Source organism: Thioalkalivibrio sp. ALE22 (assembly GCF_000381445.1).
Taxonomy (GTDB): Bacteria; Pseudomonadota; Gammaproteobacteria; order Ectothiorhodospirales; family Ectothiorhodospiraceae; genus Thioalkalivibrio.
This window is the reverse complement of the sequence record NZ_KB906501.1, coordinates 260,062-282,756: the sequence shown is the minus strand read 5'-3', so window position 1 is coordinate 282,756 and position 22,695 is coordinate 260,062. Positions and strand designations below refer to the sequence as shown.

At 68.8% G+C, this 22,695-nt stretch carries 19 protein-coding genes; 9 read left to right on the top strand and 10 right to left on the bottom strand.

Annotation, left to right across the window (positions count from 1 at the left end):
- Positions 1–36: 36 nt before the first annotated feature.
- The 4 genes from secB to F793_RS0104660 all read right to left on the bottom strand — a co-directional run bounded on the left by secB (position 37) and on the right by F793_RS0104660 (position 1,750).
- Complete coding sequence (gene secB / locus F793_RS0104675; protein ID WP_018867154.1) at positions 37–561, bottom strand: protein-export chaperone SecB; 525 nt, start codon at positions 559–561, stop codon at positions 37–39.
- A gap of 106 nt (positions 562–667) precedes the next feature.
- Complete coding sequence (grxC, locus tag F793_RS0104670; RefSeq protein ID WP_018881631.1) at positions 668–958, bottom strand: glutaredoxin 3; 291 nt, start codon at positions 956–958, stop codon at positions 668–670.
- Complete coding sequence (locus F793_RS0104665; RefSeq protein WP_018867156.1) at positions 958–1,386, bottom strand: rhodanese-like domain-containing protein; 429 nt, start codon at positions 1,384–1,386, stop codon at positions 958–960. Before F793_RS0104665 ends, grxC begins: the two co-directional genes overlap by 1 nt.
- A gap of 28 nt (positions 1,387–1,414) precedes the next feature.
- Entirely contained in the window at positions 1,415–1,750 is a 336-nt protein-coding gene (locus F793_RS0104660) for a helix-turn-helix transcriptional regulator (RefSeq protein WP_018867157.1), read from the bottom strand.
- Between the two features lie 73 nt (positions 1,751–1,823).
- Between F793_RS0104660 and F793_RS0104655 the strand changes: the two genes are divergently transcribed.
- The 3 genes from F793_RS0104655 (at position 1,824) to F793_RS0104645 (ending at position 4,977) form a co-directional block, all read left to right on the top strand.
- Entirely contained in the window at positions 1,824–3,005 is a 1,182-nt protein-coding gene (locus tag F793_RS0104655) for a murein hydrolase activator EnvC (RefSeq protein WP_018882744.1), read from the top strand.
- A gap of 120 nt (positions 3,006–3,125) precedes the next feature.
- Positions 3,126–4,403, top strand: a complete 1,278-nt coding sequence (locus F793_RS0104650) for a S41 family peptidase (protein ID WP_018867159.1) — start codon at positions 3,126–3,128, stop codon at positions 4,401–4,403.
- A 31-nt stretch (positions 4,404–4,434) separates the two neighbouring features.
- A complete protein-coding gene (locus F793_RS0104645) occupies positions 4,435–4,977 on the top strand; it encodes a DJ-1 family glyoxalase III (RefSeq protein ID WP_018867160.1) in 543 nt (180 codons plus the stop codon).
- 189 nt (positions 4,978–5,166) lie between these two features.
- Here F793_RS0104645 and recG read toward each other — a convergent pair whose 3' ends face one another.
- Positions 5,167–7,281: an ATP-dependent DNA helicase RecG gene (recG, locus tag F793_RS0104640; RefSeq protein WP_255349405.1), complete on the bottom strand. Its 2,115-nt coding sequence runs from the start codon at positions 7,279–7,281 to the stop codon at positions 5,167–5,169.
- Entirely contained in the window at positions 7,253–7,642 is a 390-nt protein-coding gene (locus F793_RS0104635) for a RidA family protein (protein WP_018867162.1), read from the bottom strand. The genes recG and F793_RS0104635 overlap by 29 nt, the downstream gene beginning before the upstream one ends.
- A 150-nt stretch (positions 7,643–7,792) precedes the next feature.
- On the opposite strand from F793_RS0104635, the gene F793_RS0104630 reads away from it, so the two are divergent.
- Positions 7,793–8,260, top strand: coding sequence for a CopD family protein (locus F793_RS0104630; protein ID WP_018867163.1), 468 nt, complete (start codon positions 7,793–7,795; stop codon positions 8,258–8,260).
- Here the strand turns inward: F793_RS0104630 and F793_RS13330 are convergent.
- Complete coding sequence (locus F793_RS13330; RefSeq protein ID WP_038032887.1) at positions 8,257–8,784, bottom strand: DUF3293 domain-containing protein; 528 nt, start codon at positions 8,782–8,784, stop codon at positions 8,257–8,259. The two genes, F793_RS0104630 and F793_RS13330, sit on opposite strands and share 4 nt — an antisense overlap.
- Before the next feature lie 158 nt (positions 8,785–8,942).
- Here F793_RS13330 and F793_RS0104620 point away from each other — a divergent pair, with 158 nt between their 5' ends.
- Positions 8,943–10,673 (top strand): diguanylate cyclase domain-containing protein, encoded by a 1,731-nt coding sequence (locus F793_RS0104620; protein ID WP_018882742.1) that lies wholly within the window; start codon positions 8,943–8,945, stop codon positions 10,671–10,673.
- Between the two features lie 7 nt (positions 10,674–10,680).
- Here the strand turns inward: F793_RS0104620 and F793_RS0104615 are convergent, their stop codons facing one another.
- Both F793_RS0104615 and cls read right to left on the bottom strand, forming a co-directional pair.
- Positions 10,681–13,557, bottom strand: coding sequence for an EAL domain-containing protein (locus tag F793_RS0104615; RefSeq protein WP_018882741.1), 2,877 nt, complete (start codon positions 13,555–13,557; stop codon positions 10,681–10,683).
- 196 nt (positions 13,558–13,753) lie between these two features.
- Positions 13,754–15,175: a cardiolipin synthase gene (gene cls, locus F793_RS0104610; RefSeq protein WP_018882740.1), complete on the bottom strand. Its 1,422-nt coding sequence runs from the start codon at positions 15,173–15,175 to the stop codon at positions 13,754–13,756.
- Between the two features lie 143 nt (positions 15,176–15,318).
- On the opposite strand from cls, the gene parC reads away from it, so the two are divergent.
- Both parC and htpX read left to right on the top strand, forming a co-directional pair.
- The gene (gene parC / locus F793_RS0104605) at positions 15,319–17,580 is read left to right on the top strand and encodes a DNA topoisomerase IV subunit A (RefSeq protein WP_018875845.1); all 2,262 of its coding nucleotides are present in this window, start codon (positions 15,319–15,321) and stop codon (positions 17,578–17,580) included.
- 111 nt (positions 17,581–17,691) lie between these two features.
- Positions 17,692–18,579 (top strand): protease HtpX, encoded by an 888-nt coding sequence (htpX, locus tag F793_RS0104600; RefSeq protein ID WP_018867169.1) that lies wholly within the window; start codon positions 17,692–17,694, stop codon positions 18,577–18,579.
- A gap of 79 nt (positions 18,580–18,658) precedes the next feature.
- Here the strand turns inward: htpX and F793_RS0104595 are convergent, their stop codons facing one another.
- Complete coding sequence (locus tag F793_RS0104595; protein WP_018882739.1) at positions 18,659–19,339, bottom strand: MBL fold metallo-hydrolase; 681 nt, start codon at positions 19,337–19,339, stop codon at positions 18,659–18,661.
- A 382-nt stretch (positions 19,340–19,721) separates the two neighbouring features.
- Here F793_RS0104595 and F793_RS0104590 point away from each other — a divergent pair, with 382 nt between their 5' ends.
- Both F793_RS0104590 and F793_RS0104585 read left to right on the top strand, forming a co-directional pair.
- Entirely contained in the window at positions 19,722–21,197 is a 1,476-nt protein-coding gene (locus tag F793_RS0104590; RefSeq protein ID WP_018875843.1) for an ATP-binding protein, read from the top strand.
- Positions 21,194–22,621: a sigma-54 dependent transcriptional regulator gene (locus F793_RS0104585; RefSeq protein ID WP_018878294.1), complete on the top strand. Its 1,428-nt coding sequence runs from the start codon at positions 21,194–21,196 to the stop codon at positions 22,619–22,621. The genes F793_RS0104590 and F793_RS0104585 overlap by 4 nt, the downstream gene beginning before the upstream one ends.
- Positions 22,622–22,695: the final 74 nt, after the last annotated feature.

Here is a 22,695-nt window from a genome sequence, read left to right as displayed (position 1 = left end):
TCGCGTCGGTACGCCAGGTCCTTCAGGGGCCTGGCGTCAGGCCTGCTGGCTGGGCGCGGTCTGCTCGCCGCCGGCCTGCTGCTTCTGCTCCTGGAGGTGCTGGGCGTACAGCGACTCGAAATTCACCGGCTGCAGCAGCAGCTGCGGGAAGCCGCCCTTCAGGACCAGGTCGGCGACGGTTTCGCGGGCGAACGGGAACAGCACGTTGGGGCAGTAGGCGCCCAGCAGGTGATTGCGCTGGTCCTCGGGGAAGTTGCGCACGATGAAGACGCCCGCCTGCTTGATCTCCACCAGGTAGGCGGTCTTGCCGTCGGACTCGGTGGTCACGGTCAGGCCCAGTTCCACTTCGAAGGCCCCGGCGGCCTCGTCGATCGGGCGCGCGTTGGTGTTCAGCTGGATGTTGGTCTCGCCCTTCCACTCGCGCATGAACACCTCGGGGGAGTCCGGCGCCTCGAACGAGAGGTCCTTGATGAAGACCTTCTGAATGGAGAAATCGGGGCGGTCGTTCTGTTCGCCCTGGGCCGCGCCGTTGCCGCTGTTGGGGGAGTTCTCTTCAGCCATGGTGTTCTATCTCGCAGTCGTCTTGAATCGGGGCATTGTAAGGGGGTGCGCGCGCCTTGCGGGTGCGGTGGCCGGAAGCGCTGCCCGGTGGTGCGGGCGCTGCCGGTTATCCGGGACTGCCGGCGGCTGTCGGCTCGACCCCTGCCGCGGCGGCCAGGCGCGCCAGTTCGCCACTGCTGTCCATCGCCTGCAGTTCGTCGAAGCCGCCGATGTGGGTCTCACCGAGGAAGATCTGCGGGACCGAGGTACGGCCGTCGGCGCGTTGCTCCATCTCGGCACGCAGGCCCGGTTCGCGGTCGACGGCGTATTCCGCGAACGGATAGCCACGCTGGTTGAGCAGGCGCCGGGCCAGCAGGCAGAACGGGCAGCGCCCGCTGGAGTAGACTTCGAACTGCATTACTTCTTCTTGATGGGCATGTTGGCCGATTGCCAGGCCTGGATGCCGCCCTGCAGGTTGACCACGTCCTCGAACCCGGCCGCGGTTAGCTGCTGCGCGGCGCTGGCGGAGCGGTTGCCGCTGCGGCAGTAGACCACCACGGGCTTGTCCTTGTACTTCTCGATGTCGCCCATGCGCTTTTTCAGGCTGCCCAGCGGGATGTGCTTGGCGCCTCCGATGCGGCCGGCCGCGACCTCGCTGTCCTCGCGTACGTCCAGCACCAGGGCGTCGTCCTGGTTGATCACGCGCACCGCCTCGGCCGGCGACAGGGAGCGGTACTTGCGGTTCAGGCGTCGGAGTTCGACGAACAGGATCATCCCGATCACCGCCAGCAGGGCGCCGGTCAGGATCGGGTGATTGGCGAGAAATTCGGGCAGGCGTTCAAGCATTCGGGAGACCGGATCGGAGGGGTGATTGTCAGGAACTGCAGAAAACGTCCTGCATCATACCGATCAGGCGCAGGGTCCGGGAGTCCCCCACGCGGTAGTAGACCCGGTTGGCATCCTTGCGCGTGGCGAGGATGCCCTTGTCGCGCAGGATGCCCAGGTGCTGCGAAATGTTGCTCTGCGAGGTCCCGACCTGGTCGACGATTTCCTGTACGCTGATTTCGCGATCGCCGAGAATGCAGAGGATCTTCAGGCGCAGCGGGTGGGACATGGCCTTGAGCGAGCGCGAGGCCCGTTCGATATCCTCGTCCTGGGACATCAGGCCGTCTTCGACGGACAGATCGTCTTCAACCGTTTCGTGGCTCACGGCATACCTCTCTTGCGAGCGAGGGAAATCCTCGCAACCGGGTCAGAATATAAGAACCTAAACGTACCCCGATATGCGAATCTGCGCAATCCTGAGTCATCCATATGGCCTCCGTGCCCCGTTCTGGTGCGCGGTACTGGCCGGTCTGCTGCTGGCCCCGGGGGCCCTGGCGCTGGAACCCGAGGCCGAACTGCGCGAGACCCGCGAGGCGATCCAGGACCTGGAACGCACCCAGGAGGAGCGCTACGCGGCCTTGCAGGAACTGGAGGCCCTGCTGGCGGATGCCGCGCGCGGGACCGAGGACTCGCGCCGCGAGTTGCGCGAGCTGGCGCAGGAGCGTTCGCGCCAGGAGGCGGTCGTCGCCGACCAGGAGGCGCGGGTGGAAGAGGCCCGGGAGCACCTGGAGACGGAACGCCGCGCGGCGGCCCGGCTGGTGCGCGACCAGTGGCAGCGCGAACGCCACGTCGGGCGCCTGAACGGCCAGGGCGGGAACGATCGTCATCAGGTGGCGTTCGCCGTGCGTATCCGCGAGGCCCGGGAGCAGGCGCTGGAGTCGTTGCGTGACCGGATCGAGGGGCTGGAGGCGGAGCGCGAGGCCCTGGCGCGGGAACGCGCGGTCCTGGCGGAACAGGAGGAACAGGCGCGCGCCGCGGTCGCGGATCTGGAACGCGAGGAGGCACGCCAGCGCCAGGCCATGGCGGAACTGGAGGCGGCCATCGAGGACGAGGCGCTGGAGCTGGAACGCCTGCAGCGCAACGCGGAGACCCTGGAGGCGGTGATCGAGGAGGTCGAGGCGCGCAGCGCGGCGCGCGCCGAGGCCCCCGGGGACTCCGCCCCCGCGCAACCCGACGTGGCCTTCGCCGAGCTGCAGGGCGAACTCCCGCGGCCGGCCGACGGCCGGGTGATCCGCAGCTTCAATGATTCCCGTGGCAGCCGCCTGCGCTCGCGCTGGCGCGGCACGGTGCTGGAGGTCGAGAACGGCGCGGCGGTGCGTGCGGTGCACTACGGGCAGGTGGTCTACGCCGACTGGATGCAGGGCTACGGCTTCCTGGTGATCGTGGATCACGGCGAGCGCTACCTGACGCTGTACTCCAATGTGGAGGAGATCCTGGTGGCAGAAGGCGCAACGGTGGGCGCTGGCGAGCAGCTGGCCGTGGCCGGCGCGGGCAGCGAGGCGATCGCGCCCGGACTCTACTTCGAGATCCGGCATAACGGCGGACCATTGAACCCCGAGGGCTGGTGGCCCTCTCAGTAGACAGAGAGAAGTGAGACCGGGGTCCGGCAAAAGGCGGATGGAGCGCCTGCATTCAGGCGCCCATCACATTGCCGGTGCTACCATCCTCACACTGATCACCTCACGTAACGAGGAAAGGTAATGAGCAAGTCTTGTCGCACCGGATACGCCCTGATCGTCGGACTGGTCGTCGGGGTCATGCTGAGTGTCTCGGTGGCCGTCTACGCCGACCGCGACAATGGCGCGCAATCCGCCCTGCCGGTGGAGGATCTGCAGCGCTTCACCGACGTGTACATGCGCATCAAGCGCAATTACGTCACCGAGGTCGACGACAAGGACCTGCTGGACAACGCGATCCAGGGGATGCTGTCCGGTCTGGACCAGCACTCGGCCTACCTGGACGAACAGGACTTCGAGGACATGCAGGTCGGCACCTCCGGCGAGTTCGGTGGCCTGGGGATCGAGGTGGGCATGGAAGACGGGTTCGTCAAGGTCATCGCGCCGATCGACGACACCCCCGCCAGCCGTGCCGGAATCGAGGCCGGTGATCTGATCATCCGCCTGGACGGCGAGTCGGTGAAGGGTATGTCGCTGTCCGACGCGGTCGCCAAGATGCGCGGCGAGAAGGGCTCGGACATCACCCTGACCGTGCTGCGCGATGGCGAGGACCGGCCGATGGAGATCACCATCACCCGGGATGTGATCCAGGTGCAGAGCGTGCGCTCCGAGATCCTGGAGGACGGCTTTGGCTATGTGCGGATCAGCAACTTCCAGCAGCGCACCGCGCGCGATCTCGTGCGGGCGGTCGAGGACCTGCAGGAGCAGGGCGAGCTGAAGGGTCTGGTGCTGGACCTGCGCAACAACCCGGGCGGCATCCTGAACGGGGCCGTGGGAGTCTCGGACGCGTTCCTCGAGGACGGCCTCATCGTCTACACCGAGGGCCGTCTGGAGGACTCGCAGTTCCGTTACCAGGCCTCGCCGGGCGACGTGCTGAAGGGCGCGCCGATGGTGGTGCTGGTCAATCGCGGTTCGGCCTCGGCTTCGGAGATCGTGGCGGGCGCGCTTCAGGACCACAAGCGGGCCGTCGTCATGGGCCAGAACACCTTCGGTAAGGGCTCGGTACAGACCATCCTGCCGCTGACCCAGAATACCGGGATCAAGCTGACCACCGCGCGCTACTTCACGCCCGAGGGTCGCGCGATCAACGAGGACGGGATCGAGCCGGACATCCGCCTGCAGCAACTGGTGGTGCAGCGCAGCGACAGCGAGAACGGCGGCGCCCGCATGGGCCGGGATGGTCTGCCGGAGTCGGTGGATGCGGATGACGAGGACAATGGCGAGGCCCTGGCCGAGCGCGACTACGGCCTGAGCGAGGCGCTGAACCTGCTGAAGGGCCTGAACTTCTACAACCGCCGCTGAACGCGGCGGGGTCGCGATCGACGGAGAACCGATGCCGAACGTACTGGTGCCCCTGGCTGCCGGGGCCGAGGAACTGGAGGCAGTCACTATCATCGACCTGCTGCGCCGCGCGCAATTCGAGGTCATCGTGGCCGGGCTGGAGCCCGGGCCGGTGACCTGCTCGCGCGGAACGGTCATCCAGCCGGATACCACCCTGGACCAGGTGCTGGATGCGGCCTTTGACCTGATCGTCCTGCCGGGTGGTCTGCCGGGGGCCAATCACCTTCGCGACGATGCCCGGGTGCAGGGACTCCTGCGGGCGCAGGCCGAGCGCGACGGCTACCTGGCGGCGGTTTGCGCCGGACCCAAGGCGCTGGCCGAGGCCGGCCTGCTGGAAGGCCGGCGCGTGACGGCCTTCACCGGCGCGCTGGACGACGTCGGAATCCCGTCCACCGGCGCCCCGGTGGAGGTGGACGGCCGCCTGATCACGGGCCGCGGCCCGGGCGCCGCGATGGACTTCGCCCTGACCCTGATCGAGCAGCTCGCCGGCCGCGATGCCCGCGACGCCGTCGAAGGCCCGTTGCTGCGCCCCTGAATCCTCTACCCCGAAGCGCGCCAAGGCACAAGAAAGGTCAAGAGCAATTTACAGGAAGGTGGGAAGACAGGAAGAAATTCTTGTTGAATGATGCGGTGGTAATCGCAATGCCCTGAACCCCTTCAAACCTTCCCGTCTTCCTGTTGACGCTTTTTCCCTTGGTGCCTGCGTAGTGCGATCGCCTTTCGGTTACCCCACGGTGGCGTAGCGGGTGGCGCTGCCCAGCCAGCGTTCGATCAGGGCGCCGGCGCGGGCTGGGTCGTTCTCGATTCGTGCGGCCAGTGTGGTGGCCTCGTCCAGCAGGTCCTGGTCGCGACCCCAGTCGGCGACGCGGAAGCTGCGATCGCCGGTCTGGCGCGTGCCCAGCAGTTCTCCCGGCCCCCGCAGTTTCAGGTCCACCTCGGCGATCTCGAAGCCGTCGTCGGTGCGGCGCATCGCCTCCAGGCGCTCGCGCGCGGTCTCGCCCAGTGGCGGGCGGTAGAGCAGTACGCAGGCGGAGGCGGTATTGCCGCGCCCGACCCGGCCGCGCAGCTGGTGCAGCTGCGAGAGTCCCATGCGCTCGGCGTTCTCGATGATCATCAGGCTCGCGTTGGGTACGTCCACGCCGACCTCGATGACCGTGGTGGCGACCAGCAGGTCGATTGCCCCCGCGCGAAAGCGCTCCATCACCGCGTCGCGCTCGGGGCCCTTCATGCGTCCGTGGGCCAGGCCGATGGTCAGTTCCGGCAGCGCTTCGCGCAGGCGTTCGGCGGTGGCCTCCGCGGATTCCGCCTCCAGTTGTTCCGACTCCTCCACCAGCGGGCAGACCCAGTAGGCCTGGGTGCCGGAGCCGCAGGCGGCGCGGATGCGCTCGATGACCTCGTCGCGGCGCTCGTGGCTGATCAGCGCGGTGCGTACCGGCGTGCGCCCGGGCGGGCGCTCGTCGATCACCGAACTGGCGAGTTCCGCATACAGGGCCATGGCCAGGGTGCGCGGGATGGGCGTGGCGGTCATGATCAGCTGGTGCGGCATGTACCCGTTGCCCTTGTCGCGCAGGGCCATGCGCTGGTGCACGCCGAAGCGGTGCTGCTCGTCGATGATCGCAAGCCCCAAGTGGTGAAAGCGGACCTCCTCCTGGAACAGGGCGTGGGTCCCGATGGCGACCTGCCGCTGGCCCGCGGCCAGCTCGGCGAGCAGCTGGCCGCGTTCGCTCGCGGTCTGGCGTCCGCCCAGCCAGGCGATCGCAATCCCCAGCGGTTCCAGCCACTGGGCGAGGTTGCGCCCGTGCTGGCGCGCCAGCAGCTCCGTGGGGGCCATGAAGGCGACCTGGAAGCCGGCCTCCACCGCGGCCAGTGCGGCCGCGACTGCCACCAGGGTCTTGCCCGAGCCCACATCTCCCTGCACCAGCCGGTTCATCGGTTGCGGTCGCGCCAGGTCGGCGAAGATCTCGGCGGTCACGCGTTCCTGCGCGCCGGTCGGCGCGAACGGAAGCTGTTCGCGAAGTTGCTGCCACAGCGCCCCGGGCGGCTGGATGACCGGGGCGCCGCGCGCGTCCTGTGGTGTCCGGCTTTGCTGCATGCGTGCGAGCTGGTGGGCGCACAGCTCCTCCAGCGCCAGGCGGGTGCGCGCCGGGCTGCGGTTCTCCGCGGTATCCAGTTCGCCCAGGGCATCGGCCCGCGCCGGGGGATGGTGCAGCTGTTCCAGCGCGGCGTGCAGCCCGGGCAGGCCCTGGCGGGACAGCTCCGGCAGCAGATCGGGCAGGGCCTGCATGCCCGGCAGGGCGTGCGTCACCAGCTGGCGCAGCAGCTTCTGCGAGATGCCCTCGGTGGTCGGGTAGATCGGGGTCAGGTGCGATTCCAGCGCGGGCGGGGTATCCCCCACGGTCTGGAGCTCCGGGTGCACGCATTCCAGCGCCCCGGGCAGGCCGCGCGGCTCGCCGAAGGCGCGGATGCGCGTGCCGGGTCCCAGGCGCCGTTGCTGGTTGGCGCCGAAGTGGAAGAAGCGCAGCAGGATCTGTGCCTGGTCGTCGGCCAGGGTGACCACCAGCATGCGCCGGCGGCGGTGCACCACCTCGGCATGGGTGACGCGGCCCTCGAACAGCGCGGCCGGGCCCGGGCGCAGCGCGGCAATCGGGGTCAGCCGGGTGCGGTCCTCGAAGCGCAGGGGCAGGTGGAACAGCAGGTCCCCGGCCTGTGTCAGGCCCAGGCGTTCCAGGCGCTCGGCCACCGCCGGGCCGACACCCTTCAGGGTGGTCAGCGGGGCCTGCAGGTCCACCGCAGGGGCTCGCGTCGGGTGCTCAGCCGCGCGGGCACCAGGCGATGGCATCCATCTCCACCTGGGCGCCCTTGGGCAGGGCGGCCACGCCGATCGCGGCGCGTGCCGGGTAGGGCTCGCCGAAGACCTCGCCCATGATTTCGTTGACTAGCGGGAAGTGGGTCAGGTCGGTCAGGAAGATGTTCAGCTTGGCGATGTCCGCGGTGCTCGCGCCCGCGGCCTCCAGGACAGCCTGGAGATTGGCGAATACCTGGCGGATCTGGTCCTCGATGCCGCCGCCCACCAGTTCCATGGTGGCCGGATCCAGCGGGATCTGGCCCGACAGGTACAGGGTGTCGCCGGCGCGCACGGCCTGGGAATAGGGGCCAATGGCGGCCGGGGCGTTATCGGTCTGGATGATCTCGCGGGACATGCGGGCTCCTTGTTCGGCCGGATAGATTGTCGCGGATGGCGCCATTCTACTGATCCGGACGCCCGTGTGGGGTGTCCGCGGACTCGGCAGACCGGGGCGCGGACGGATACACTGCGCGGCACACGGACAACGACACAGAGGAAGCAGGCAATGACGGGATACGCACTGGCGAATGTGCTGCATGTACTGGCGGTGGTGATCTGGGTGGGCGGCATGTTCTTCGCCTACATGTTCCTGCGCCCGGTGGCGGGGCAGCAGCTCGAGGGCATGCCCCGGCTGAAGCTCTGGGAGGGCGTGTTCGCCCGTTTCTTCCCGTGGGTCTGGGCCTCGGTGCTGGTGATCCTGGCGACCGGCTTCTACATGATCTTCGGCGTGTTCGGCGGCATGGGCGACGTCCACCCCAGCGTGCATACCATGCTGCTGCTGGGTCTGATCATGATGGCGATCTTCGCCCATGTGTTCTTCGCGCCGTTTCGCCGCATGCGCCTGGCCATTGCCGCGGATGACGCCCAGGAAGGCCTGCGCCGGCTGGGGCAGATCCGCATCCTGGTCGGGATCAATACCCTGATCGGCCTGGCGACGATCGTGGTCGCCTCCGGCGGGCGCCTGCCGCTCTAATCTGCATCCCCTGGCGGGGGCACAGGACGGCCGGTCCGTCCGGCCCTCCAGACCAGTCGTGGCGGTTCGGGCGGCTCCAGCAGCACGGCGGCGTTCTGGCCGAATGTCTCCAGCCAGCGCGCGAGCAGGTGTTCGGGCAGGTCCGCGATCGCCAGGCCCGGCTCGTCCGGCCAGTGGCCCAGGGGATCGCGGTTGCAGGCCGGCCAGGCGCGCAGGCCCTGTTCCGTCACGGCTCGCTCCAACCGCTGCTGGCGTTGCTGGTTTTCTTCCTCGGTGAGCGGCTGGCTGCCCGGGTTGCAGGCGGTCAGCACGACGAGGCGGTGGGTGCCATGCCCCGCCATCCAGGCCGCCACCTCATCGGCCGCCCGGTCGATGCGCAGCACCCATGAACCGTCCGCGGTCTCCACGCAGTACCGCGCCTTGCGGTAGGCCTGTTCCAGTTCAGCCCGTCGCGATCTGGTTGGGGCGCATTCCGCGCGCCCCGGGGCGGGGTCGGCAGCGTCAGCGCTTGTATTGGTGGACATCTCGCGGCACCCTCGCGGCTGGATCGTGCAGATGCGATCGATCAAACAGGGGGAACGGGATGCGCGTCAAGGATGCGACAGCGGTTTGCGGGGTTTCGCCGGCAACCGGCCTGTGTGCGTATGGGGCGTGGCCCGTATCCTTGGTGGCTTGAGCAGCCATGCCCTCGCGTCCTGTCGTCCCCGGTCTGACCAGTGCCTTTGTCGTGGTGCTGTTGCTGGTCGCGGTAGTCGCCATGGCCAGCTGGCTGCGCGTGCAGCAACTGCAGTACGACGTCCAGGCCCTGACCGAGGAATACGTGCAGAAGGTGGATCGCGTGCACCGCATGCGCAGCCTGGTACGCGAGCGCATGCTGCGCGCCTCGCTGGTCATCAGCGCCGAGGATCCGGCCCTGCAGGACCGCTACCAGCGGGAGTTTCGCGAACTGGCCGAACGTTTTCTGGAGGCCCGAGCGGGCGCCGAGCTGCTGGCCCGGACCCCGCGCGATGCCGCGTTGCTGGCGGAGCTGCGCGAGCTGACCGCGACCGGGGCTCCGATCCTGTCCGAACTCGTGGACGTCGCCCTCGCGGGTGGGCGCAACGAGGCGCTGGCCCTCCTGTATGCCGAGGCGATGCCGGTGCAGGAGGAAGTCCTGGAGCAGATGGAAGCCATCCTGCAGGCCTTCGAGCATGACAACGAGGAGGCGGTGGCCGCCATGGCCCGGCGTCACGAGCAGGCGCAGCAGATCACGCTGATCGCCACCGGCATCACGGTCCTGATCATGCTGCTGATGTGGGTGCGCGTGCGCCGGCGGATCTGGCGCGATCATGCCGCGCTGCGCCAGGAGCTGGAGAGCCGCCAGCAGGTCGAGGCCCGTCTGCGCGAGACGCAGGCCGGGCTGGAGGCCGCCGTGGCCCGGCGCACCGCGGCGTTGCAGGAGACCACCGAGCGTCTGGAAGAGGCGCAGCGGATCGCCGGGGCCGGCTACTGGGACTGGGATATCCGGGGTCAGCGCATGAACTGGTCGTCGCATGTCTTCGAACTGTTCGGTCTCGATCCGCGCACCGAGAGTGCCGGCTTCGAGGCGTACATGCGCGCCATCCACCCGGATGATCGCACCCGCGTGCGGCGCGCCACCAACGAGGCCCTGGACCGCGAGAATTTCTACCGGGTGGATCACCGGGTCGTGCGCCGGGACGGCGGGGTCCGCCATGTCCGGGTGGAGGGCGAGATCGACCGTGATGCCGAGGGGCGGGCCGTGCAGGTGCTGGGCATGGTGCGCGACATCACCCGCGACAAGGCCTCGGAGGAGCGCCTGTGGCATCAGGCCCACCACGACTCTCTGACCGGCCTGCCCAACCGCAGCCTGTTGCAGGAGCATCTGCAGCAGGCCCTGCGCCGGGCCCAGCGGACCGGCACCGGGCTGGCCCTGGTGGTCTGCGATCTCGACGGCTTCAAGCCGATCAATGACCGCCTGGGGCATGACGCCGGGGACGTGATGCTGGTGACCGTGGCGCGGCGCCTGCGCGAGGGGGTGCGGGAGAGTGATGTGGTCGCCCGCGTGGGTGGCGACGAGTTCGTGTTGCTGCTGGAGAATATCCGTGATCCCGATGCCGTCACCGGTGTCGGCCTCAAGCTGATCGAGCGCTTCGAGGAACCGGTGGAGGTGAACCGCGAAGCGGTGTACGTGGGCCTCAGCATGGGGGCGGCGCTCTATCCCGGGGACGGCGACGACGCGGAGACCCTGCTGCAGCGTGCCGACCGCGCCATGTATCTGGCCAAGGAAGAGGGTGGCAGCCGTATCGTGCTCTACCACGAGTGTCCCGAGGCGGCGGTGCGCGCAACCGATCTGGCGCTGCGCCGGCGGGGCGCCCTGGGGTGCGGGCTGGAGGACCCGTCCGCTCGCGACTGAACCGGTGCTATTGCCGCAGCCGGGCGGCGAAGGCCTCCTCGGCGAGGGGCTCGCTGAACAGGAACCCCTGAAAGCGCGTGCAGCCCAGCGCCAGTAGCTGGTCCCGCTGCTCGGCGTGTTCCACGCCCTCGGCGATCACGTCCAGCTCCATGTTGCGGGCGATGTCCACGATGTTCTCGATCAGGGTCCGGTCGCCACCGGCCAGCAGCCCCTGCACGAAGGACTTGTCGATCTTCAGTTCGTCCACCGGCAGATCGCGCAGATAGGCCAGCGACGAGTACCCGGTGCCGAAATCGTCCAGCGCGATGCGCACGCCGAGGGTCTGCAGCGCGCCCAGCTTGGCGATCGCATCCGGCAGGTCGCGCAGCAGTCCGGATTCCGTGACCTCCAGGGTCACGGCGCTGGCGTCGACCCCGTGGTGGCGCAGGCGGGCCTGGAACTGGTCGACGAAATCGGGGCGCGAGAGTTGCCAGGGCGACAGGTTCAGGGCCAGGCGCGGCGGGCGCAGCCCCGCCTGCTGCCACTGCGACAGGCGTTCCAGGGCATGGTCCAGGACCCAGTTGCCGATGCCATGGATCAGGCCGGTCTCCTCCGCAACCGGGATGAACAGGTCCGGCGCAACCGCGCCCAGCTCCGGGTGCCGCCAGCGCAGCAGGGCCTCGGCGCCGATCAGGCGTTCGGCGGCATCGAGCTGGGGCTGGTAGTGCAGGTCCAGCTGGCCGCGCTCCACCGCCTGGCGCAGACCGTCCTCGATCTGCAGGCGGGCATGGGCCTCGTCCTGCAGCGCATGGCGGTAGAACTGCACGCCGCCGCGCCCGGCCCGCTTGGCCTGGTACAGGGCGATATCGGCGTGGCGCAGGGCATCGGCCGAGCTCTCGCCGGCATCCGGATAGCATACGCAGCCCAGGCTGGCCCCGACCCCGAAGGTGCGCTCGCCGATCACGATGGGTCGCTGCAGGGCCTCGAGGATGCGCTCGGCGATGGCGTGCAGGTCGGACTCGAGCGCCTCGCGGGCCCCTTCGCGGGGGGGCAGCACCACGGCGAACTCGTCGCCCCCCAGGCGGACGATCAGCGCATCCTCCGGGGCATGGCTGCGCAGTCGGTCGGCAACCGCCCCCAGTACGGTGTCGCCCACCGCGTGACCGAGGGCATCGTTGATGGTCTTGAAGTGATCCAGGTCGATCAGGATCAGCCCGCCGTGCAGGTCGCCGGCGACGGCCTCCTCGATATGCCGGGTCAGGTCGTCATGCAGGCGGGTCCGGTTGGCCAGCCCGGTCAGGGCGTCGTGGTAGGCCAGCGCGTGGATGTGCTCCTCGGTATGCAGGCGTTCCAGCTCGGCGCCCGCGCGGTCGGCCATGATCCCGAGGATCTCCATCGCCTTGTCGACATCCTCGACCGGATGGCGGTTAACCATCGCGATGTGCCCGAGCAGCGTCCCCTGGCTGTCCAGCAGCGGGGCGCCGAGGTAGCTCTCGGCATCCATCTCCACCAGCATCTCGTCGCGCGGGAAGCGTTGTTGAACATCGCAGGGATAGATACAGGTGCCGATCTCCAGCACGCGTTCGCAGGGGGTCTCGGCCAGGTCATAGCGAAAGTTCTCGACGATACGCCCGTGGGCGCACAGGGCGACGGTCTCGACCACACCGGACTGGTCCGGGGCTTCCGTGCCAATCAGGGCATAGTCGGCATCGAACAGGTTGCTCAGCTTGAGCACCAGCTGCTGGAAGAACTCCTCGCGCGAGCGTGCCTGCAGGCCCTCGGCGATCAGGCGCAGGGCATCCTCGCTGCGGTGCGCGGCGGTCACGTCCTCCTGCATCACGATGACGTCCTGTACCTCGCCCTGCGCATCCTGCAACGGGTAGATACAGCCCCGGAGCCAGCGTTCCCCGGGCGGGCCGGAAGGGCCTGCCTCGCTCCCGGTGTTGGCAGGCGTCGGCGGGGTGTAGGCCAGCGGGCCGATCTCGCGGTAGTGCCCGCGCACGGCATCCGCGAGCGGCTCCAGGAGCTTCTGGTCGATCGCATCCGGGCGCTCGAGGACGTTCCCGCCCGGGCGGGAGGCGTCACTGCCATGCATGCGTTCCCAGGCGGCATTGGTCTGGCGGATCTCGCCTTCCGGCGTGAGCACCTGGATGCCGATGGGGGACTGCTCGACCAGCGCGCGGAAGCGACTCTCGGAGTCGCGCAGGCGTTCGCCGGTCTCGCGGTTCAGTACCAGACTCATCATCACCACCATCACCACGTAGCCGAACGGTGCGAGCTGCGGCATCTCCAGCGCGCCGGCACGGGCGAGCACGCCCTGGATGGTGAACAGCACGAAGACCCCGATCCCGCCCAGCAGGAGCAGGGTGGTGGCCTGACGGTGGCGGCGGTAATGCCGGATCAACGTGACCAGCGCGAAGCCGAACACCAGAAAGACCGCGAGGACGCCGAAGCCGAACCAGGGACTGATCGTGCCCACGGCCAGGGCCACGTTCTCGCCCCAGGGCAGCTCGAGGATGCGCAGCTCCTCGATGTGGCGGTACTGCATGCTGTAGGGCTGCAGCGTGTTGACCACCCAGGTGATGCCCAGCAGTACCAGCAGTCCGGTCATCAGGCCGCGTGCGGGCGTCCGCGTATGGGCCGCGACGAAGGCGGCGAACAGGACGTAGAACGGGGCAAGCAGGTAGATGTTGAGGGTAAGGGCGCGGGTGTAGGCCGCGATGCTGTCGGCCTGGTAGGTCTGGGCCGAGCCGATGGCGACCACCACCATCAGGGCGCACATCGTGGCGAACAGGCGGTGCTCGGTGCGCCGCGCGCTCTGGCGGCTGTGCAGCAGGTGGCTCAGGCTGGCGTAGGCGGCCAGGCCGGCGGCCAGATAGAGCGACGGCACCAGGACCCCGTTCATCGATGTCCCTTTGCGGTTTCCGCGCGTCGTAACATCCCTTTACTCCCCTGCGGCGAAGCGAATCGGGCCCCGTCGGGTATTCGCGTGACATCGCCTACAGTACAAAAGACCGCAGGCCGCCGCCCCGGTTCGGGGGGGCGGCGCATGGGGGCCGGCTAACGCTGTCTGCACGCCGGCCGGGGAGTGTCGCCCCGCGTTACAGGTAGGGAGTGAGGAGGCGGGCGGCCCCGTCGCGTAGCTGCGCGGGGAGCGGACGGGCGCGGACCTCGTCGAGGGTCAGGGGGTGCGACTGCGCGCGCAGGGCGTCGGCCCAGGTGGCCAGTTCGCCGCCCAGGCCGGCATCCAGGCATTCCAGATTGAACTCGAAATTCAGGCGCAGGCTGCGCGGATCCCAGTTGGCGGAGCCGACCAGGGCCCACTCGCGATCCACCAGCATCAGCTTGGCGTGGTTGAAGGGCGGCGGGGTGAGCCACAGGCGGCAGCCGCGCTCCAGCAGCTCGCCCTGTTGCGGGCGGCTGGCCCATTCCACCAGCCGCAGGTTGCTCCGGGCCGGGATCAGGATGTCGACCCGGACGCCCCGCAGGGCGGCGGCCTTGAGCGCGCCGGTCAGCGCCACGTCCGGCAGGAAATACGGGGTGATGATGGTGACCTGCTCGCGGGCCTCGGCCAGGGCCGATTGCAGCGTGAAGTTCAGGACCTCGAAGTCCTCGTCCGGGCCGTCCGGCAGGCCGCGACAGGCACGGGCCCCGGCCGGGGCAACGGTATCCGGGAACCAGCGCGGGCCGTCCAGACGTTCCCCGGTGGCGAATTGCCAGTCCTCCGTGAACACCCGCTGTAGTTGCGTGCAGGCGGGGCCGCGCAGCTCGAAGTGGAGGTCGTGTATCGGGTGGGGGCCCGGATCGGCGTGGCTGTGGCCGCGGCGGATGTTCATGCCCCCGGTGAAGGCCTGGTGGCCGTCGATCACCAGCATCTTGCGGTGGTTGCGCAGGTTGAAGGCGGCCAGACTGCGTGGCAGGTGCACCGGCATGAAGGTGGTGGCCGGGATCCCCGCTCGGCGCAGCCGGCGCAGGGTGTTGCGGCGGCTGTAGCGGGCGCCGATGGCGTCGATCAGCACGCGCACCTGCACGCCACGGTCCTGGGCCTGCTGCAGGCGGTCCACGAAGCGTTCCCCGACCCGGTCGTAGTCGAAGATGTAGGTGGCCAGGGTGATGCTGTGACGGGCGCTGTCGATGGCGTCCAGCATGCGGGCATAGGTGCGGTCGCCGTCGAACAGCGGTTCGATCGCGTTGCCGCCGACCAGGCGGAAAGGGCTCAGTCGGTCGCCGGAGTGCAGCAGGCGTTGCCAGCGTTCCGGCGGCTCGCTCAGGGTGGCGCCCCCGGCGCTGGGGTCGGCGATCAGATAGCCCTCGCGCAGGGCGTGGGCGCGCCGGCGGATGCGGTTGACCCCGAACAGCCAGTACAGGACCGAGCCGCCCAGCGGCAGCAGCACGATCAACCCGACCCAGGCGATGATGGTCCCGGTGTCGCGGCGCTGCAGCAGGGCGTGCACCACGCTGATCGCCGCGAGGGCAAACACGGCGACGGCAGCGATACTGGCGATCCAGCCTGTATCCAGCACGAATGGACTCCTCCGGGGCTTCTCCGCTCCCCGGTTCGGCGGTTTTCCCGTGACCCCGTGGAATGGCGGGCGCGTGCCCGCTACAGTACGCGGGCCCGGTCCGGGGTAAAAGCCCGCGCCACCCATCATTCGCGAGAGCGCCGATGAGCGATATCGAGACCCCCAGCCTGTTCGCCAACAGCGGCGAGCAGCTGCCGCTGAAGGATTTTACCGAGAAGGCGTACCTGGACTACTCCATGTACGTGATCCTGGATCGTGCGCTGCCGCACATCGGCGACGGGCTCAAGCCCGTGCAGCGCCGCATCATCTACGCGATGAGCGAACTGGGGCTCTCGGCCACGGCCAAGTACAAGAAGTCCGCGCGCACGGTCGGCGACGTCCTCGGCAAGTTCCATCCGCATGGCGACTCGGCGTGCTACGAGGCGATGGTGCTGATGGCGCAACCCTTCTCCTACCGCTACCCGTTCGTCGACGGGCAGGGCAACTGGGGCTCGCCGGACGATCCCAAGTCCTTCGCCGCGATGCGCTATACCGAGTCGCGCCTGTCGCGCTACGCGCAGCTGCTGCTCTCGGAGCTGGGGCAGGGTACGGTGGACTGGGTGCCGAACTTCGACGGCGCGCTGGACGAGCCGAAGGTATTGCCGGCGCGGCTGCCCAATGTACTGCTCAACGGCGGCTCCGGGATCGCCGTGGGCATGGCCACCGACATCCCCCCGCACAACCTGCGCGAGGTGGCCGCGGCCTGCGTGCACCTGCTGGAGCACCCGAAGGCGACGGTGGCGGAGCTGTGCGAGCACCTGCCGGCGCCGGACTTTCCCACCGAGGCCGAGATCATCTCCCCGCCCGCCGAGCTGCGAAAGGTCTACGAGACCGGCCAGGGCTCGATCCGCGCGCGGGCGCGCTATGAACGCGAAGGCGACGACATCGTGGTCACCGCGCTGCCGCACCAGGTTTCCGGGGCCAAGCTGCTGGAGCAGATCGCCAGCCAGATCCGCGCGAAGAAGCTGCCGATGGTCGAGGACCTGCGCGACGAGTCCGACCACGAGCACCCGACCCGTCTGGTGATTACCCCGCGCTCGAACCGCGTGGATGTCGAGGCGCTGATGGCGCACCTGTTCGCGACCACGGACCTGGAAAAGACCTACCGCGTGAACATGAACGTGATCGGCCTGGACGGCCGACCGCAGGTACGCGACCTGGCCGGGCTGCTGAGTGAATGGCTGAGCTTCCGCATCGAGACCGTGCGCCGGCGTCTGCAGTGGCGCTTGGAGAAGGTGCAGGCGCGGCTGCATGTGCTGGAAGGCCTGCTGATCGCCTATCTCAATATCGACGAGGTGATCGCGATCATCCGCGAGTACGACCAGCCCAAGCCGGAACTGATGAGCCGCTTTGGCCTGTCCGATATCCAGGCCGAGGCGATTCTGGAGCTGAAGCTGCGCCACCTGGCCAAGCTCGAGGAGATGAAAATCCGCGGCGAGCAGGACGAACTGGCCAAGGAGCGCGACCAGCTGGAGAAGACCCTGGGGTCCGAGCGCCGCCTGCGCACCCAGGTGCGGCGCGAGATCGAGAAGGACGCCGCGGACTACGGTGACGAACGTCGCTCGCCGCTGGTCCAGCGCGCCGCCGCGCAGGCACTGGACGAGTCCGCGCTGGTGCCCACCGAGCCGCTGACCATTGTGCTGTCGGAAAAGGGCTGGGCACGCGCGGCCAAGGGCCACGACGTGGATGCCCAGGGGCTCAGCTACAAGGCCGGGGATGCCTTCCAGGCCGCGGTCACCGGGCGCAGCAACCAGCCGGTCGCGTTCATCGACTCCACCGGCCGCACCTATACCATCCCCGCGCACACCCTGCCGTCCGCGCGCGGGCAGGGCGAGCCGCTGTCCGGCCGCGTGAACCCGCCGGAGGGCGCGCGCTTTGTCGGCATGGCCACTGGTGCGGAGGAAGACCGCTGGCTGCTGGGCTCGGATCACGGCTACGGCTTCGTCGCCAAACTGGGCGATTTGCTGGGCCGGCAGAAGGCGGGCAAGAATGTGCTCACCGTGCCCGCTGGGGCGGCTGTGCTGCAGCCGGCCCCGGTGCGCAACCCGCACGAGGACCACATCGCGGTCGTCACCACCCGCGGCTACCTGCTGCTGTTCCCGGCCACCGAGCTGCCGGAGCTGGCGCGTGGCAAGGGCAACAAGCTGATCGGCATCCCGTCCGCGGCCCTCAAGGACGGCTCCGAGCGGGTGCTCGACGTGGCCGTGCTGGGGCCGCAGGACACCCTGGTCGTGCACGCCGGCAAGCGCTTCAAGGCACTGGCCCCGGCCGAGTGGGCGGAGTACGTGGGCGAGCGCGCCCGGCGCGGGCGCCAGCTGCCACGCGGCTACCAGAATGCGGACCGCCTGGAAGTGCGCCCGGCCTGAACCCCGGGGCGCTCCGGTGGTCACTGATCGGGGTGGCGCTTGAATTCGCGCGGTGCGCCCCGATGATTGCGACATCCCCGTAAATGGATTGATGGAGTACAGGAAAACTTCATGAAACGTGTTCTGCTGTTTCTGGCGACCAACTTCGCCATCCTGATCGTGCTCAGCATCACCCTGCGTATCCTGGGTGTGGAGAGCATCCTCGATGAACAGGGGGTCGATCTCGACCTGACCGCTTTGCTGATCTTCGCCGCCGTGTTCGGATTCGGCGGGTCCTTCATCTCGCTGGCCATCTCCAAGTGGATGGCGAAGAAGACGATGAAGGTCCACGTGATCGACAAGCCGCGCAACGCCACCGAGCAGTGGTTGCTGGAGACAGTGCAGCGCCAGGCCAAGCAGGCCGGTATCGGCATGCCCGAGGTGGGAATCTACGATTCGCCCGACCCGAACGCCTTTGCCACCGGGATGAGCAAGAACAACGCCCTGGTGGCCGTAAGCACCGGACTGATGCAGAACATGGGGCAGGGTGAGGTTGAGGCCGTGCTGGGGCACGAGGTCGGCCACGTGGCGAACGGCGACATGGTGACCCTGGCGCTGATCCAGGGTGTGGTGAACACCTTCGTGATCTTCCTGTCGCGCGTGATCGGCCACTTCGTCGATCGGGTGATCTTCAAGAACGAGTCGGGTCACGGACCGGCCTTCTGGATTACCGCCATCGTGACCGAGATCATCCTCGCGATCCTGGCCTCCATCATCGTGTTCTGGTTCTCGCGTCAGCGCGAGTTCCGCGCCGACGAGGCGGGGGCCCGCTTTGCCGGGCGCGAGAAGATGATCGGCGCGCTGGAGTCGCTGGCCCGGGCCTCCGGGCGGCCGGTGGACATGCCGGACCAGATGGCGGCCTTCGGGATCCGTGGCGGCATGGCCCAGGGCCTGAAGAAGCTGTTCATGAGCCACCCGCCGATCGAACAGCGCATCGCCGCGCTGCGCGCCAACGGCTGAGAAGACGCCTGGCGCCGTGCGTACACGGGCCGCCCCTCGGGGCGGCCCGTTTCATTTGAGAGATGCTGCTCCGCAGGGCTCAGTAGTAGCGGCCGCGGCCGGGCTGCCCACCGGCGGCAAGGGCCGCGTCGCCGACGAAGGGGTTGCTGCGGCGTTCCTCACCAAAGGTGGACTCGGGGCCGTGGCCGGGCACGAACCGGGTCTCGTCGCCCAGCGGCCAGAGCTTGTCGGTGATCGAGGCGATCAGCTCGCGCCCGTTGCCGCGCGGGAAGTCGCTGCGGCCGATTGCCCCGTGGAACAGCACGTCGCCGACCAGGGCCAGGCCGCTCTCGGAGTCGTGGAAGACCACGTGCCCCGGGGTATGGCCGGGGCAGTGGAGCACCCGGAGCGTGGTCTGGCCCAGCGCGATGGTGTCGCCATCCTCCAGCCACTGGTCGGGCACGAGTGGCGCGGTCTCGGGGAAGCCGAAGATCTGCGCCTGCGCCGGGAGCTGGTCAAGCCAGAAGGCGTCGTCGCGATGCGGCCCGATCACCGGCACATTGGCACGGGCGGCCAGTTCGGCGGTCGCCCCGACATGGTCCAGGTGGCCGTGGGTCAGGAGGATCTTCTCCAGATGCAGGCCGTGCTCGCGGGCGATCTGTTCGAGGGTCGCGGCATCCGCGCCGGGGTCGACCCAGGCCGCGGCCCCGGTGGCATCGCACCAGATCAGCGTGGCGTTCTGGGCAAGCGAGGTGACGGGGTGGCTCAGGTGACGAAGCATGATGCGGGATCCGTGAACGAAGTCGATTTTTGGTGCATCCCCGGCGGGTGGTTTTCATGCCCGGGAATAGATCGGGCGGACGTGCGTCTTACGGGGTATGCAGGTCTTCAAGGGTACGTGATATGACGAAACGGTGAAGGACGACCCCCTGCGGATTTCACCGGTTGACAAGAACATCGCCATATTAGAAGATTTGCATACGCTAATCGCTGTCCCCCCTGTCAGTGGTTAGTGGACTCCTCCATCCTCCTTTGGTGGTTTTCTTGGCGCGGGCTTCGACCCGCGCTTTTTTTTGCCTGTGATTCGCCTCCTGTTGCCGGGCGTGTCTACCATTGAGTCCGGCCCGTGCCGCGGATGGCCCGTCGATGATGACCCAACGCCCATGATCCGAAGCCTGAACAGCCTGCGCACCGCGGTGTTGTCCTTCGTGCTGCTGCCGCTGCTGCTGATGATGGCCGCGGTGGTGGCGCTCGGCCTGCGCGAATTCCAGGTCCAGATGGAAAACCGCATGCAGGAGGATATCGAACTGGTGGCGCGTTCGATCCGCCTCCCGGTGTCGAGCGCCATGCTGCAGGACGACGTGTCCGGGGTGCAGCAATCGCTGGATTCGCTGTTCCAGATCGAGGAGGTGTTCGGGGTCTACGTCTACGACGCCGAGGGCCGCATGGTCGCGGCCAGTGGGCCGCCCAGCCCGACCCTGCAACGCCGCGGCGAGGCCCGGGTCATCAGCGAGACCGGCAGTCTCGGGGCCTTCGGCGAGCACCAGGGGCGCGAGACCTTCTCCTTCTTCCTGCCGTTGTCCGATCCGGCCGGGCGGATCGTGGGCCTGCTGCAGGTGACCCGCGATGTGACCCCGTTCCGGGCCTTCGTCACGCAGCTGCAGTGGCAGGGCGGGTTGCTGATGCTGGCGGTCAGTGCGCTGTTCCTGCTGGTCGTACTGTTCGGCTACCACCGCGCCGTCGGCCGGCATGTGTCGCGCCTGATGGCCGCGATGCGCGCGATCGGCGATGGCCAGCGCGGCCTGCGGGCGCCGGAGGACGGGCCGGCCGAACTGCGCGGGCTGGCGGTCTCGATGAACCGCATGATGGAGCGCCGCGAGGCCTCGGAGGCGGAACTGGAGGCGCAGCGCCACGAGCAGGTGCGGCTCGAGGAAAAGCTGCGGCACTCGGAGAAGCTGGCGGCGATCGGCCAGCTCGCGGCCGGTGTGGCGCATGAGCTGGGGACACCGCTCGGGATTATTGCCGGGCGGGTGCAGCGGGCCATTCGCCGCCTGCCGGAGCCGGATCCTGCGCGCAAGGAGATGGAGGCGTTGCAGGCCGAACTCGAGCGGGTGGAGACCATCGTGCGGCAGTTGCTGGACTTTGCCCGTCGCAATCCCCTGCAGGAACGCCCCCTGGACCTCGCGCAACTGGTCGGCGACCTGGTCGAGCGGGTGCGCGCGCGGCACGCGCCCGACGCGATCCGGTTCCAGGTGGACGGGGAGGCGCTGGTCGTCGCGGCCGATCGTCTGCGCCTCGGACAGGCGCTGGAGAACCTGCTGGAGAACGCGGCCCAGGCGGCCGCCGGTGAGGTGCGGGTCCACTGGCGGGCGGAGGCCGACCGGGTAACCCTGGTGGTGGCCGATGACGGTCCGACCGCCGGGCGCGGGATCGACGACGAACAGGCGGCGCGCCTGTTCGAGCCCTTCTTCACCACCAAACCCACGGGCGAGGGAACCGGACTGGGGCTGGCTGTTGTCCAGGTGGCACTGGAAGATCATCGCGGCACGGTCGCGCTGGATCGCAGCGTGCCCGGGGAGACCCGCTTTGTCGTGCATCTGCCGCTGGCCACTGACGAACCGCAGGAGACGCGCCTATGAGCGCCGCGCCACAAACACCCGCCGCGCCCCCGGAATCGGTCCTTGTCGTCGAAGACGACCGCGGACATCGCGAATTGCTGCACGAGGAGCTGGCCGAGGCCGGCTACGCGGTCACCGCGGTAGGCAGCGCCGAGGACGCCGCGCGGGCACTGGCACAGCAGGCCTTCAGTCTGGTGGTCAGTGACCTGCGTCTGCCGGGCGCCGACGGGTTTCAGGTGCTCGAGGACGCGCGCGCCCGGGTGCCGGCGCCGGGCTTCATCATGCTGACGGGCTTCGGGACCATCGACCAGGCCGTGGCCGCGCTGAAGGCGGGGGCGGACGACTTTCTGACCAAGCCGGTGGACCTCGATCATCTGCGCCTGGCTGCGGACCGGGTAACCGAGGCGCGTCGCCTGAAGGACGAGGTGCGGCGCTATCGCGAGGTGCTCGCCCGGGCCGACGGGTTTCATGGCATGCAGGGACACAGTCCGGCCATGCTGCAGATGTTCGACCTGATCCGGCGGATCGCGGCCGCCGACGGCAGCGTCCTGATTACCGGCGAGTCCGGGACCGGCAAGGAACTCGTGGCGCGGGCGCTGCACGCGGAAAGTGACCGGGCGCACGGGCCGTTCGTCGCGCTCAACTGCGCCGGCATCCCCGAGGCCCTGCTGGAGTCGGAGCTGCTGGGGCATGTTGCGGGTGCCTTCAGTGGGGCCAAGGGTGCCCGTCGAGGATTGTTCACCGAGGCACATGGGGGAACCCTGTTCCTGGACGAGATCGCCGAGATGCCGGTGGCGATGCAAAGCAAGCTGCTGCGCCTGCTGCAGGACGGACGGGTGCGCCCGGTGGGCGCCAACGAGGAGATCGAGACGGATGTGCGTATCGTCGCGGCCACCCACCAGGACCTGCAGGCGCACATGGCCGACGGCCGTTTCCGCGAGGATCTCTACTATCGCCTGGAGACCTTCCGCATCGAGATCCCGCCGCTGCGAGAACGCGGTGACGATATCGAGTACCTGGCCCTGCAGTTCCTGCGCCAGCAAGCCCTGGCCCGAGGCCTGCCCGAGCGGCGTCTCAGCCCGGAGGCCCTGCGCGCGCTGGTGCGCTACCCCTTCCCCGGGAACGTACGCGAACTGGCCAGCCTCATCGAGCGCGCCGCCACCCTGGCCACGGGCGAGGTGATCGAGACCCGGGACCTGCCGGAACGCGTGTTCGCGATCGGCGGCGAAGATGCGGGTGTGGCCGCCGGTGGTGCCGGCGCAGAGGTGTTACCCGTAGCGGGAGTCGGCGACGACACCCAATGGCCGACGCTGGAAGAGCGTGAGCGCGACTACATTCAGCGGGTCCTGGAGCACGTGGACGGCAACAAGCAGCGGGCCGCGCGCATCCTCGGCATCGGACGCAAGACGCTCTACCGCAAGCTCGGCGAATCCGACCCGTCGTGACATCCTGACCCGGGTCGAGCTGACCCATGTGTCATTATGACCCATTCACAATCCCGCCGTCGGCGGACGCCATG

Bases quoted from the DNA above. Each gene is read 5' to 3' on its own strand.
- secB (WP_018867154.1), bottom strand. From the start codon at position 561: ATGGCTGAAGAGAACTCCCCCAACAGCGGCAACGGCGCGGCCCAGGGC.
- grxC (WP_018881631.1), bottom strand. From the start codon at position 958: ATGCAGTTCGAAGTCTACTCCAGCGGGCGCTGCCCGTTCTGCCTGCTG.
- F793_RS0104665 (WP_018867156.1), bottom strand. From the start codon at position 1,386: ATGCTTGAACGCCTGCCCGAATTTCTCGCCAATCACCCGATCCTGACC.
- F793_RS0104655 (WP_018882744.1), top strand. From the start codon at position 1,824: ATGCGAATCTGCGCAATCCTGAGTCATCCATATGGCCTCCGTGCCCCG.
- F793_RS0104650 (WP_018867159.1), top strand. From the start codon at position 3,126: ATGAGCAAGTCTTGTCGCACCGGATACGCCCTGATCGTCGGACTGGTC.
- F793_RS0104645 (WP_018867160.1), top strand. From the start codon at position 4,435: ATGCCGAACGTACTGGTGCCCCTGGCTGCCGGGGCCGAGGAACTGGAG.
- recG (WP_255349405.1), bottom strand. From the start codon at position 7,281: ATGCCATCGCCTGGTGCCCGCGCGGCTGAGCACCCGACGCGAGCCCCT.
- F793_RS0104635 (WP_018867162.1), bottom strand. From the start codon at position 7,642: ATGTCCCGCGAGATCATCCAGACCGATAACGCCCCGGCCGCCATTGGC.
- F793_RS0104630 (WP_018867163.1), top strand. From the start codon at position 7,793: ATGACGGGATACGCACTGGCGAATGTGCTGCATGTACTGGCGGTGGTG.
- F793_RS13330 (WP_038032887.1), bottom strand. From the start codon at position 8,784: ATGTCCACCAATACAAGCGCTGACGCTGCCGACCCCGCCCCGGGGCGC.
- F793_RS0104620 (WP_018882742.1), top strand. From the start codon at position 8,943: ATGCCCTCGCGTCCTGTCGTCCCCGGTCTGACCAGTGCCTTTGTCGTG.
- F793_RS0104615 (WP_018882741.1), bottom strand. From the start codon at position 13,557: ATGAACGGGGTCCTGGTGCCGTCGCTCTATCTGGCCGCCGGCCTGGCC.
- parC (WP_018875845.1), top strand. From the start codon at position 15,319: ATGAGCGATATCGAGACCCCCAGCCTGTTCGCCAACAGCGGCGAGCAG.
- htpX (WP_018867169.1), top strand. From the start codon at position 17,692: ATGAAACGTGTTCTGCTGTTTCTGGCGACCAACTTCGCCATCCTGATC.
- F793_RS0104595 (WP_018882739.1), bottom strand. From the start codon at position 19,339: ATGCTTCGTCACCTGAGCCACCCCGTCACCTCGCTTGCCCAGAACGCC.
- F793_RS0104590 (WP_018875843.1), top strand. From the start codon at position 19,722: ATGATCCGAAGCCTGAACAGCCTGCGCACCGCGGTGTTGTCCTTCGTG.
- F793_RS0104585 (WP_018878294.1), top strand. From the start codon at position 21,194: ATGAGCGCCGCGCCACAAACACCCGCCGCGCCCCCGGAATCGGTCCTT.